Source organism: Streptomyces qaidamensis, assembly GCF_001611795.1.
GTDB classification, from domain to species: domain Bacteria; phylum Actinomycetota; class Actinomycetes; order Streptomycetales; family Streptomycetaceae; genus Streptomyces; species Streptomyces qaidamensis.
On record NZ_CP015098.1, the window covers coordinates 475,079 to 487,151 of the forward strand.

Genomic DNA, 12,073 nt, shown 5'->3' on the forward strand with positions numbered 1-12,073 from the left:
CAGCGCACTGTCAAATGAGCAGAATGCGCTGTGGCCAGGCAGTTCATCCCTTTTGATCGGTGATCAAGCCGTGCCCAGCGGTTATCCGGAAACAAGCGGAGAAAGCGCTTGCCCCGGCGTGCCGCACATCACTTCCACGAGTGAAGATCAACGGGCCAGCCGGCCCAGCAGGGCCGAGGCGGCGGTGACGCCGAGCGCGGCCGCGGCGAACAGCACCGCGAAGTCGGACGCCAGATGGTGGGGCGTGCCGAGAAGGAGGCCGCGCAGGGCGTCCACCTCGTAGCTGAGCGGGTTGGCCTTGCTGACGCTCTGCAGCCAGCCCGGCATCACGGACACCGGGTACAGGGCGTTGGAGCCGAAGAACAGCGGCATCGTGATCGCCTGCCCGATGCCCATGAGGCGGTCGCGGCTGAGGACGATGCCGGCGATGGTCATCGACAGGCAGGAGAAGAAGGCCGAGCCGAGGACGACGATCGCGGCGACGGCGAGCAGCTTGAGCGGGTTCCAGGTCAGGGCCACGCCGAGCAGGGCGGCGATGAGGAGCACGACGACGGCCTGGACGAGCGACTTCACCCCGGCCGCGAACGCCTTGCCGGTGATCAGCGCCGATCTCGGGGTCGGGGTGACGAGGAGCTTGTTGAGGACGCCGGCGTCACGTTCCCAGATGATCTGGATGCCGTAGAAGATGGCGATGAACATCGCGGACTGGGCGATGATGCCGGGCGCCAGGTAGTCCACGTACGGGATGCCGCCGGTGGGGATCGCCTTGATGCGGGTGAAGGTCTGACCGAAGATCAGCAGCCAGAGGGCCGGCTGGATCGCGCGGGTGTAGAGCTCGGTGCGGTCATGGCGCAGCTTCTGCAGTTCGACCGCGCACATCGCGCCGACGCGGGCGGGCAGCAGCCGCCAACCGGCGCGGGGCGGCGGGGGGTTCAGCAGCAGGTCGATGCCGTGACCGCGGGCGGGGTCAGCCGACACGGCGCGCGGTGCGGCGGGTGCTTCGGACATCACGGAAATCCCCTGCCTCGTCGTCGAGACCGCTGCCGGCCACGTCCCGGAAGACGTCCTCCAGCGTGGGCGGCGCCTCCTGGGCCACCCCAGCGGCGCTGCGCCGGGCGCCGAGTCCCGCCCTGAGTTCGGCCGGGGTGCCGAGGGCCCGGATCCGGCCGCGGTGCATCAGGGCGATCCGGTCGCAGTACTGGTCGGCCTCGTCCATGTAGTGGGTGGTCACGAACACGGTCATGCCGGTGGCTTCGCGGACGGCGCCGATGTGCTCCCACACGCCGGTGCGGGCGATCGGGTCGAGGCCGATGGTGGGCTCGTCGAGGATCAGCAGCCGCGGGGCGCTGACCAGGGCCTGAGCGAGTTCGAGCCGGCGGACCATGCCGCCGGAGTACGTGGTGGCCAGCCGGTCGGCGGCGTCGGCGAGGCCGACCGCGGCCAGGGCCTGGGCGACGCGCTCGGCGCGTTCCGCGCGGGGCACGTCGAAGACCCGGGCGAACAGGGCGACGTTCTCCCGCCCGGTGAGCCCGGCGTCCGCGGACAGTTGCTGTGGGACGTAGCCGAGCAGGCGGCGTACGGCCATGCGGTCCCCGGCGGCGTCCTGGCCGAAGACGCGGACCATGCCGGCGGGCACGGGCAGCAGGGTGGTGATGCAGCGGATGGCGGTGGTCTTGCCCGCGCCATTGGGCCCGAGCAGCCCGAAGACCTCGCCCCGCCGGACGGTGAGGTCGAGTCCGTCCACGGCGTTGTGGTCGCCGAAGACGTAGGTGAGCCCGGTGCAGGCGACGGCGTCGGCCCGGGGCGGCGCGGCCCCGTCGGCCCCGGCTGGGGCGGTGTCCCGCTTCATGACTCCTCGGCCTCCTCGTGCAGGGTGTCGGCCAGCTTGCGCAGGGCCGGGACCGCCGCCTGCAGCGCCCGGCGGTCCGGCTCGTCGAGGCGCGCCACATGGCTGCGTACGAGTTCGGCCCGGCGCCGGCGCCAGTCGCGCAGCCGTGTCTCGGCGGCGGTGGTGGGCAGCAGCCGGGCGGCCCGCCGGTCGGCCGGGTCGGTCTCGCGGACCAGGTAGCCCGCCCTCGCCAGCTGGTTGACCAGGGTGGACACCGAGTTGGCCGCCAGACCGAGGTCCTTGGCCGCGTCGGAGATACCGATGCCGGGCCGCACCACGACCAGACGCAGCAGTTCCACCTCGGCGCCGCGCAGCCGCGGGTCGGGCGTCTGCCGCCGCAGGCGCCGCCGGATCAGCCGCTGGACACCGACGAGTGCGTCGGCCAGCTCTTCTGGGAAGGTCTCCGGCTCCATGCCGCCGAGATTAGCTCTGTAGCAGAGCTAATCGGCCCAAGACGAGGTCAAGGGATGTCAAGAAGGGTCCAGGGGCTCCGGTCAAGAAGGGTCCAGGGCGCTCCGGAACGGCAGCGGATCCGATCGGCTGCGGACTGGGAGCGCCCGCGGCACCCGATTGCCGTATTGTCTTAATTGTTTCGCTATGTCCCTGCCTGGGGATGGGCAGGGAAGTGCTTCGGACAGGAGGCACGTGCGTGGGAGCCGGCAGGCCGGGCCCCCGGTGCTCTCCCGTGAGGCCCGAGTCCGCTCCTCCCACGGTGTCTGTCCATTCAGCACCTGCTCAGGGAGGTGCGCACCATGCGTATCGCCGGCAGCACCCGAACGCACCCCCACGACGACGCGCCCGACACCGCCGCGGCGTTCGCGCGGCTCGCGCGGCTGCCCGAGGGGCCCGAGCGCAAGGCCCTGCGCGACGAGCTGGTCGAGGCCTGGCTCCCCATGGCCGAGCGGATCGCCGTCCGCTTCCGGGGCCGTGGCGAGGCCCTGGAGGATCTCTACCAGGTGGCGGCCCTCGGCCTCGTGAAGGCGGTCGACCACTACGATCCGGCCCGCGGCAACGCCTTCGAGGCGTACGCGGTGCCGACGGTCACCGGCGAGATCAAGCGCCACTTCCGTGACCACATGTGGACGTTGCACGTACCCCGCAGGGTCCAGGATCTGCGCAACCGGGTGCGGCACGCCGCGAAGGAGCTGTCGCAGACCACCCCGGGCCGCTCCCCCACGGTCGCCGAGATCGCCGAGTACGCCCAGCTCACCGAGGGCGAGGTGCGCACCGGCATGGAGGCCCTGGAGTGCTTCTCCGCGCTGTCGCTGGAGGCGGAGATGCCCGGGACGGACGGCTACGCCCTCGGGGACGCGATCGGCGGGCCCGACCCGGCCTTCGACACCGTCGTGGACCGGGTGGCCGTCAGGCCCTGCCTGGAGGCGCTGCCCGAGCGCGAGCGGATCATCCTCTATCTGCGGTTCTTCAAGGGCATGACGCAGAGCCGGATCGCCGAGCAGCTCGGCATCTCGCAGATGCACGTCTCGCGGCTGCTCAGCAGCTGCTTCGCCCATCTGCGTGAGGAACTGCTGACGGAGGCCCGCTGAAGCGAGGTCCGGTTCCGGTGCCGCCGGGGTCACGCCTCCGGCGGCGATCCGGGGATCTGCGTCGGTCCGGCCCCGTCGAGGGCGTCCTCCAGAGCGGCCCGGATCTCCTCGGGCATCACGCCCGTGCGCCCCCAGACGAGGATCAGTTCCGCGACGTTGCGCAGCTTGATGTTGGTGTGCTGGGAGACCTCCTTCAGCACGGCCCACCCCTGGTCGGGGGAGATCCGGCCGAGCGCGACAACCATTCCGATCGCCTGGTCCACGACGGCGTGGGAGACGACCGCCTCCTTCAGCTGCTGGACCTCTTCCTGCAGCGCGAAGATCCGCTCCGAGCCCCCGTCCGTGGGCATGGTCACCTCCGGGTCCGGTGCGCCGCTGCGCCCGAGGTCTCACCGGGTGCTTGAGTACCTTGACGCAGTGTCCGACCCCTCCATCGTCGTCACTCGGGCCGTCCGGTGCCACCGGGGCGGACCAGGCCGGACGCCGTTTCGGCGCCCCCGCCGGGGTACTCGGCAGGCGCCCACAGCGGTTCCGGTTGGACACTGGTGTCAATCCTCCGGTGTTCCCAGGCCGACGAGATCAGGACGCGACTGCCATGAACCACGACATGCCCACCTCCTCCGGCACGAAGGACGTCGTCTCATCACACTCCGTGTTCGGCGCGCCCTGCTGGGTGAGCCTGACCAGCCGGGACGTCAAGGCGACCGAGGAGTTCTACGGGGCCGTGCTGGGCTGGCAGTGGCGGCCGGCCAAGCTCGGCGACCGGTTCCGGATCGCGCTGGCGGACGGCTCGCCGGTGGCCGGGATCGCGGGGGTCGCGGCCATGTGGCAGATGGCGGTGGCGTGGACGCCGTACTTCGCGGTGCGCAGCGCGGACGACGCGGCCGCGCGGGTGCAGGAGCGCATGGGCACGGTCGCCGTCGGGCCGATCTCGCTGCCGCCGGGACGGGCGGCGCTGCTGGCCGACCGGGACGGGGCGACCTTCGGCATCTGGGAGGGCGACCTCTTCACCGACTGGGAGACCTGGCGCAACGCACAGCCGGCCTTCATCACGCTCCACACCCGTGACGCCTTCGACGCGGCGATCTTCTACGGCGAGGTCCTCGACTGGGCCTCCCAGCGCCCCGGCTGCTGCGAGGTCCACTACGAGGGCGGCGAGGTCGTGCTGCGCAGCCGCGGGGACGTGGTGGCCCGGATCGAGTCCGGTGCCCTGGGGGCGGCCCCGGACCCCGCGATCCGCCCGCACTGGCAGGTCCACTTCTCCGTGGACGACGTCGAGGCCTGTGCCCGAGCGGCCGAACTCCACGGCGGCAGCGTCCTGTCCAAGGGCGGCCACGAGGCGGTGCTGCGGGACCACGACGGCGCGCAGTTCACGGTGACCGCGCGCCGGGGCCGCTGACCCGCGTCATTCCTTCTCGCGCGCCGCGGCCGTTGACCCGCGTCACTCCTTCTCGCGCGCCGCCCGTGACGGCCGGGACAGCAGGACCAGGCTGCGGGCCCCGACGGTCAGGCCCGTCCCCGCCTTGTGCTCCGCCTCGTCCGGCGTGCCCTCCGGGTCGGCCGTGTCGATGAGGGCCGTCCACCGTTCGCCGTAGGAGGCCTTCGGCAGGCGGAAGTCGACCGGCTCCCAGTGGCTGTTGAGGAGCAGCAGGAACGAGTCGTCGACGACCGGGCGGCCCCACGCGTCGGGTTCGGCGATGGCGTCGCCGTTGAGGAACACGCCGACACAGTGCGCGTCGCCGCGCAGCCAGTCGTCGTCGGTCATCTCGCCGGCGTCCGGCGCCAGCCACACCAGGTCGGGCAGCGGCTGGTCCGCCCGGGTCAGGGTCTCGCCGCGGAAGAAGCGACGTCGGCGCAGCACGGGGTGTCCCGTGCGCAGCCGGATGAGGTACCGGGTGAACTCCAGCAGGTCGCGCTGCTCCTCGGTGAGCCGCCAGTCGATCCAGGAGATGTCGTTGTCCTGGCAGTAGGCGTTGTTGTTGCCGCCCTGGGTGCGCCCGAGTTCGTCGCCGTGGGAGAGCATCGGGATGCCCTGGGACAGCAGCAGCGTGGCGAGGAGGTTGCGCTGCTGGCGGGTGCGCAGCTCCAGGACCGCCGGGTCGCGGGTCGGGCCCTCGGCGCCGCAGTTCCAGGAGCGGTTGGTGCTCTCGCCGTCCTGGTTGCCCTCGCCGTTGTCCTCGTTGTGCTTGTCGTTGTACGAGACGAGGTCGCGGAGGGTGAAGCCGTCGTGCGCGGTGACGAAGTTGACGCTGGCCCGGGGGCGGCGCCTGCTGTGCTGGTACAGGTCGGAGGAGCCCGTGAGCCGGGAGGCGAACTCGCCGAGGGTGTGGTCCTCGCCGCGCCAGAAGTCGCGCACCGCGTCCCGGTACATGCCGTTCCACTCCGACCACAGCGGCGGGAAGTTGCCCACCTGGTAGCCGCCCTCGCCGACGTCCCACGGCTCGGCGATGAGCTTGACACGGCTGATCACCGGGTCCTGCTGGATGAGGTCGAAGAACGCCGACAGCCGGTCCACCTCGTGGAACTGCCGGGCGAGCGTCGCCGCGAGGTCGAAGCGGAAGCCGTCGACGTGCATCTCGGTCACCCAGTAGCGCAGCGAGTCCATGATCAGCTGGAGGACGTAGGGGTGCCGCATCAGCAGGCTGTTGCCGGTGCCGGTGGTGTCGTAGTAGTGCTCCCAGTCGCCGTCGACCAGGCGGTAGTAGGAGGAGTTGTCGATGCCGCGGAAGGAGAGCGTGGGGCCCATCTCGTTGCCCTCGGCGGTGTGGTTGTAGACCACGTCGAGGATCACTTCGAGCCCGGCGGCGTGCAGGGTCTTCACCATCTGCTTGAACTCGGCGACCTGCCCCCCGCGGGTGCCGTGGGCGGCGTAGCCGTTGTGCGGCGCGAAGAAGCCGATGGTGTTGTAGCCCCAGTAGTTGGCCAGGCCCCGGTCGTGCAGCACCCCGTCGTGGACGAACTGGTGGACCGGCATGAGCTCCACGGCCGTGACGCCGAGGGAGGTCAGGTGCTCGACGACCGCGGGGTGCGCCAGCCCGGCGTAGGTGCCGCGCAGTTCCTCGGGCACCTCGGGATGAGTGCGGGTCATGCCCTTGACGTGCGCCTCGTAGATCACCGTGTCGGCGTAGGGCCGGCAGGGCCGGGCGTCGTCGCCCCAGTCGAAGGCCGGGTCGGTCACCACGCCGAGCATGGTGTGCCCGGCGCTGTCGGCCGGGTCCGGACCGTCCGGGTTGCGCTCGTAGAGCGAGGGGTGGTTGTCGATCTGCCCCTGGACCGCCCGGGCGTACGGGTCGAGCAGCAGTTTCGCCGGATTGCAGCGGTGCCCCGCGGCCGGGGCCCACGGCCCGTGCACCCGGTAGCCGTAGCGCTGGCCGGGGCCGACTCCGGGGAGGTAGCCGTGCCAGACGAATCCGTCGACCTCGTTCAGCGGCACCTGGGTGTGGGCGCCGTCGTCGTCGACGAGGACCAGCTCGACGCGTTCGGCGACCTCGCTGAAGAGCGCGAAGTTGGTGCCCTCCCCGTCGTAGGCCGCACCCAGCGGGTAGGGGCGCCCGCTCCAGGCGGACACCCCTACGCGAGTCTGCCGGCGGGTCACCGGGCGTCCTCCAGGACCTCGTCCGGAGTGACGGCCGAGGCGGCCAGCTGTGTGACCGGGACCTCGCGGGGCACGTCGAGGCCCTCGCTCTCCCGCGGCGCGGGCGCGGTCGGGACCAGGGGGACCCGTTCGCCGGCGCGGGCGCGCTGCGAGAACCAGATGACCTTGCTGCCGGTCTCGGTGGCGCCGCAGCCCCAGCCGTCGCTCATGGCCGCGAGGTGCTCCAGGCAGCCTCGCAGCTCCTGGTCCGGCCGCAGGGCGCGGTCGTTGTCCCCGATGGCGGTGATCAGGTGCTGCCCGTTCCACCACATCTCGATCGACGTGTTCTTGTCCGTGGCGTGTTCGTCGATGGCCTTGAGCAGCATCTCGGCACCGCCGCAGACGGGCTGGACCAGGTTCTCCAGGTCCCAGAACTTCAGGTGAGCGGCCAGAATGCGGCTGACCTGTCCCACCCGTTCCGGGCTGACTTCCACGCCGAGGTGGTAGTAGCAGGGCACTGCGGTCTTCATCGGTCGGCTCCTCACCGCGAAGCTCAGCTCCTTCTCGCTCCCGCGGTCCTGCGGGACGAGCCCCGAACACGGAACGTGAGCGTCTATCGCTTCTGAGTCACCATCAGCCTGAGGGTGCTAGCCCGTTCGTGCAACACGAGCGCACGGTTGAGGCGGGGGAGTACACAAGTGAGCGGGTGCAGGTGTGCCCGAACGGCTCAGCAGAGCCACCACTGGTTGAAGCTCCAACAAGACGCTGCGTCGCCTCCCGTGCACCATGTGTGAAGAACTCGATCGCCGTTACGGGTCCGTGCCGCTGTTTGCACGGCCGCCGTCCGACCGTCGGGAGACCGTGCCCCTCGAGCCCCGAAAGGTGATCGGCGCCATGCTGCTACCCGCCAAAGCCGAAGTCGCCCGGCAGTTGCGGCGTTACCGGGCCTGGGAACGCGTGATGCTCGCGGCACCGAACGACCGCACGGTGCGGACCACCTTCGAGGACTCCGGCTACACGCTCTGCGTGCTGATGGGCAAGCGCTGCGCGCGGGAGGCCGCGGACGCGGCCGAACGGTACCTGCGCACCAACCACGTCACCTATCTGCAGGAACAGCAGATCACCTGCCTCCAGGAGCAGCACATCACCTGTACGCAGGAACCGGCCGAACGGCCCCGCCCGGCCACGGCGGTCAGACGAAGACCGCCGGCGGCGGAGCGCAGATCCCCCGCCTCCGAGCGGAGATCCACAGCGGGAAGGTGACGCCCTTCCCGCACATCCAGTCCCTGAACCGGGCCCCCGCGGCCCGGCTTTCGAACACGGTGGAGGTGATGACCATGACGAGGACCCGGGCCATCGGCCGTATTCCGGTGAGGGACGTCCGCCCGGCCGTGGAGGGCGGCAACCGGCCGGCGAAGGCGGTCGTGGGTGAGCCGTTCGAAGTCACCGCCACCGTGTTCCGGGAGGGGCACGACGCAGTGGCGGCCCATGTCGTCCTGAAGGACCCCGAGGGCCGGCCCGGCCCGTGGACGCCGATGCGCGAGCTCGTTCCCGGCAGCGACCGCTGGGGCGCCGAGGTCAGCGCGGACGCCGTCGGCCGCTGGTCCTACCGGGTGGAGGCCTGGAGCGATCCGGTGGCCACCTGGCGCCGCACGGCAGGCATAAAGATCCCGGCGGGCATCGATCCGGGCCTGGTCCTGGAAGAGGGTGCGGAACTGTACGAACGGGCAGCGGCCGGCGTGCCGAAGGAAGCCGGCCGCGCCGTGCTGCTCACCGCGGCGCAGACCCTGCGCGACGACTTGCTGCCCACGGCGGACAGGTTCGCGGCGGCGCTGACGCCGGAGGTGGACGAGGTCCTGGCGCGGCATCCGCTGCGGGATCTGGTGACCAGCAGTGAGCCGCTGCCGCTGCTGGTGGAGCGCGAGCGGGCGCTGTACGGCTCCTGGTACGAGTTCTTCCCGCGTTCGGAGGGCACCCGCGAGCAGCCGCACGGCACGTTCCGCACCGCGGCCCGCAGGCTCCCGGCGATCGCGGCGATGGGCTTCGACGTGGTCTACCTGCCGCCGATCCACCCCATCGGCACCACGTTCCGCAAGGGCAAGAACAACACCCTCTCCCCCGGTCCCGACGATGTCGGTGTGCCCTGGGCGATCGGCTCGCCCGAGGGCGGTCACGACGCGGTGCACCCCGATCTGGGGACGCTGGAGGACTTCGTCGGGTTCGTGCGGCGGGCGCGGGAGCTGGGCATGGAGGTGGCGCTGGACTTCGCGTTGCAGTGCTCGCCGGACCATCCCTGGGTGCAGAAGCATCCGGAGTGGTTCCACCACCGCCCCGACGGCACCATCGCCTACGCGGAGAACCCGCCGAAGAAGTACCAGGACATCTACCCCATCGCCTTCGACGCCGACATGGACGGTCTGGTCGCCGAGACGGTGCGGGTGCTGCGGCACTGGATGGACGCCGGGGTGCGGATCTTCCGGGTGGACAATCCGCACACCAAGCCGGTGGTGTTCTGGGAGCGGGTGATCGGGGAGGTCAACCGCACCGACCCCGATGTGATCTTCCTGGCCGAGGCGTTCACGCGGCCGGCGATGATGCACACCCTGGCCCAGATCGGCTTCCAGCAGTCGTACACGTACTTCACCTGGCGCAACACCAAGCAGGAGCTGACCGAGTACCTCACGGAGCTCTCCGGTGAGGCCGCCTCCTACATGCGGCCGAACTTCTTCGCCAACACCCCCGACATCCTGCACGCCTACCTCCAGCACGGCGGCCGGCCCGCCTTCGAGGTCCGGGCCGTGCTCGCGGCGACCCTCTCGCCGGCCTGGGGCATCTACTCCGGCTACGAGCTGTGCGAGAACACCCCGCTGAAGGAGGGCAGCGAGGAGTACCTGGACTCGGAGAAGTACCAGCTCAGGCACCGTGACTGGGCCGCCGCCGAACGCGAGGGCCGCACCATCACCCGGCTGCTCACCCGGCTCAACACCATCCGGCGGGAGCACCCCGCGCTGCACCGGCTCAGGAACCTCCGCTTCCACCACACCGACAACGACGCGCTCATCGCGTACAGCAAGCGCAGCGGGTCAGATGCCGTCCTGGTGGTCGCCAACCTCGACCCGCACCACGCCCAGGAGGCCACGGTCTCGCTGGACATGCCGCACCTCGGCCTGGACTGGCACGAGTCGGTGGACGTACGCGACGAGCTCACCGGCGAGACCTACCGCTGGGGGCGCAACAACTACGTGCGGTTGGAGCCGGGGCGGGCTCCCGCGCACGTCTTCCACGTCCAGTCCCCGCCCGCCGCGCACGCGATCGGAGGGGCAGGAGCGTCATGACCGTGAACGAGCCCGTACCGGACACCTTCGAGGACACTCCCGCCCGGGACAGGGACCCCGACTGGTTCAAACGCGCCGTCTTCTACGAGGTGCTCGTCCGCTCGTTCCAGGACAGCGACGGCGACGGCGTCGGCGACCTCAAGGGCCTCACCTCCAAGCTCGACTACCTCCAGTGGCTCGGCGTCGACTGCCTGTGGCTGCCGCCGTTCTTCAAGTCCCCGCTGCGCGACGGCGGCTACGACGTCTCCGACTACACGGCCGTGCTGCCGGAGTTCGGCGACCTCGCGGACTTCGTGGAGTTCGTCGACGCCGCACACCAGCGCGGCATGCGCGTGATCATCGACTTCGTCATGAACCACACCAGCGACCAGCACCCGTGGTTCCAGGAGTCGCGCAAGGACCCCGACGGGCCCTACGGCGACTACTACATGTGGGCCGACGACGACAAGGGATATCCGGACGCGCGGATCATCTTCGTCGACACGGAGACCTCGAACTGGACCTTCGACCCGGTGCGCGGCCAGTACTTCTTCCACCGCTTCTTCTCGCACCAGCCGGACCTCAACTACGAGAACCCCCGGGTCCAGGAGGAGATCCTGGCCGCGCTGAAGTTCTGGCTGGACCTGGGCATCGACGGCTTCCGGCTGGACGCGGTCCCCTATCTCTACGCGGCCGAGGACACCAACTGCGAGAACCTGCCCGCCACGCACGCGTTCCTCAGGCGGGTCCGGCGCGAGATCGACGCCCTGTACCCGGACACGGTGCTGCTGGCCGAGGCCAACCAGTGGCCCGAGGACGTCGTCGACTACTTCGGCGACTATCCCAGCGGCGGCGACGAGTGCCACATGGCGTTCCACTTCCCCGTCATGCCGCGCATCTTCATGGCCGTCCGCCGCGAGTCCCGCTACCCGGTCTCGGAAATCCTGGCCAAGACCCCGGCCATCCCCTCGGGCTGCCAGTGGGGCATGTTCCTGCGCAACCACGACGAGCTCACGCTCGAAATGGTCACCGACGAAGAGCGCGACTACATGTGGGCCGAGTACGCCAAGGACCCCCGCATGCGCGCCAACATCGGCATCCGCAGGCGCCTCGCTCCCCTGCTGGACAACGACCGGCACACCATCGAACTCTTCACCGCGCTGCTGCTGGCCCTCCCCGGCTCGCCGATCCTCTACTACGGCGACGAGATCGGCATGGGCGACAACATCTGGCTCGGCGACCGGGACGCCGTGCGCACCCCGATGCAGTGGACCCCGGACCGCAACGCCGGATTCTCCACCTGCGACCCGGGCCGCCTCTGCCTCCCGGCGATCATGGACCCGGTCTACGGACACCAGGTGACCAACGTCGAGGCGTCGATGTCGTCGCCGTCGTCGCTGCTGCACTGGACCCGCCGCATGATCGAGATCCGCAAGCAGAACCCCGCTTTCGGACTCGGCTCGTACACCGAACTGCCCTCCTCCAACCCCGCGGTGCTGGCGTTCCTGCGGGAGTACGAGGACGACCTGGTGCTGTGCGTCAACAACTTCGCGCGGTTCGCGCAGCCCACCGAGCTCGACCTGCGCGAGTTCGCGGGGCGGCACCCGGTGGAGCTGTTCGGCGGGGTCCGTTTCCCCGCCATCGGCGAGCTGCCCTATCTGCTGACCCTCGGGGGCCACGGCTTCTACTGGTTCCGGCTCACTCGAGTCGCATCCCGCATCGGCCGGCGACTGTGAGCCTGCGCCGACGAAAG

The 12,073-nt window shown here is 70.5% G+C and carries 11 protein-coding genes; 5 read left to right on the forward strand and 6 right to left on the reverse strand.

The genetic code is table 11. The annotated features are described in order from the left end of the window. Window positions 1–147 precede the first annotated feature (147 nt). Genes A4E84_RS02065 through A4E84_RS02075 form a run of 3 tightly spaced genes read right to left on the reverse strand, consistent with a single transcriptional unit; the run spans window position 148 to window position 2,301 of the window. On the reverse strand, window positions 148–1,008 hold the full coding sequence (locus A4E84_RS02065; protein ID WP_062924888.1) for an ABC transporter permease: 861 nt from the start codon (window positions 1,006–1,008) through the stop codon (window positions 148–150). Then, window positions 968–1,849 (reverse strand): ABC transporter ATP-binding protein, encoded by an 882-nt coding sequence (locus A4E84_RS02070; protein WP_062924889.1) that lies wholly within the window; start codon window positions 1,847–1,849, stop codon window positions 968–970. Before A4E84_RS02070 ends, A4E84_RS02065 begins: the two co-directional genes overlap by 41 nt. Continuing rightward, window positions 1,846–2,301, reverse strand: a complete 456-nt coding sequence (locus tag A4E84_RS02075; RefSeq protein WP_062924890.1) for a MarR family winged helix-turn-helix transcriptional regulator — start codon at window positions 2,299–2,301, stop codon at window positions 1,846–1,848. The genes A4E84_RS02070 and A4E84_RS02075 overlap by 4 nt, the downstream gene beginning before the upstream one ends. A gap of 339 nt (window positions 2,302–2,640) precedes the next feature. On the opposite strand from A4E84_RS02075, the gene A4E84_RS02080 reads away from it, so the two are divergent. Continuing rightward, a complete protein-coding gene (locus tag A4E84_RS02080) occupies window positions 2,641–3,432 on the forward strand; it encodes an RNA polymerase sigma factor SigF (protein WP_033311833.1) in 792 nt (263 codons plus the stop codon). A 29-nt stretch (window positions 3,433–3,461) separates the two neighbouring features. On the opposite strand, the gene A4E84_RS02085 is transcribed toward A4E84_RS02080, so the two are convergent. Next, complete coding sequence (locus A4E84_RS02085) at window positions 3,462–3,782, reverse strand: ANTAR domain-containing protein (RefSeq protein ID WP_062924891.1); 321 nt, start codon at window positions 3,780–3,782, stop codon at window positions 3,462–3,464. 245 nt (window positions 3,783–4,027) lie between these two features. On the opposite strand from A4E84_RS02085, the gene A4E84_RS02090 reads away from it, so the two are divergent. After that, complete coding sequence (locus A4E84_RS02090) at window positions 4,028–4,831, forward strand: VOC family protein (RefSeq protein ID WP_062924892.1); 804 nt, start codon at window positions 4,028–4,030, stop codon at window positions 4,829–4,831. A gap of 42 nt (window positions 4,832–4,873) precedes the next feature. Here A4E84_RS02090 and glgX read toward each other — a convergent pair whose 3' ends face one another. Together glgX and A4E84_RS02100 are read right to left on the reverse strand one after the other, a co-directional pair. Further along, the gene (gene glgX, locus A4E84_RS02095) at window positions 4,874–7,027 is read right to left on the reverse strand and encodes a glycogen debranching protein GlgX (protein ID WP_062924893.1); all 2,154 of its coding nucleotides are present in this window, start codon (window positions 7,025–7,027) and stop codon (window positions 4,874–4,876) included. Next, window positions 7,024–7,536 (reverse strand): hypothetical protein, encoded by a 513-nt coding sequence (locus tag A4E84_RS02100; protein WP_062924894.1) that lies wholly within the window; start codon window positions 7,534–7,536, stop codon window positions 7,024–7,026. The genes glgX and A4E84_RS02100 overlap by 4 nt, the downstream gene beginning before the upstream one ends. 364 nt (window positions 7,537–7,900) lie before the next feature. Between A4E84_RS02100 and A4E84_RS02105 the strand changes: the two genes are divergently transcribed. The 3 genes from A4E84_RS02105 to treS all read left to right on the forward strand — a co-directional run bounded on the left by A4E84_RS02105 (window position 7,901) and on the right by treS (window position 12,056). Beyond that, a complete protein-coding gene (locus A4E84_RS02105) occupies window positions 7,901–8,269 on the forward strand; it encodes a DUF5133 domain-containing protein (protein ID WP_062931239.1) in 369 nt (122 codons plus the stop codon). A gap of 74 nt (window positions 8,270–8,343) precedes the next feature. Then, on the forward strand, window positions 8,344–10,341 hold the full coding sequence (locus tag A4E84_RS02110; RefSeq protein WP_062931240.1) for an alpha-1,4-glucan--maltose-1-phosphate maltosyltransferase: 1,998 nt from the start codon (window positions 8,344–8,346) through the stop codon (window positions 10,339–10,341). Beyond that, entirely contained in the window at window positions 10,338–12,056 is a 1,719-nt protein-coding gene (gene treS / locus A4E84_RS02115; RefSeq protein ID WP_062924895.1) for a maltose alpha-D-glucosyltransferase, read from the forward strand. Before A4E84_RS02110 ends, treS begins: the two co-directional genes overlap by 4 nt. Window positions 12,057–12,073 lie beyond the last annotated feature (17 nt).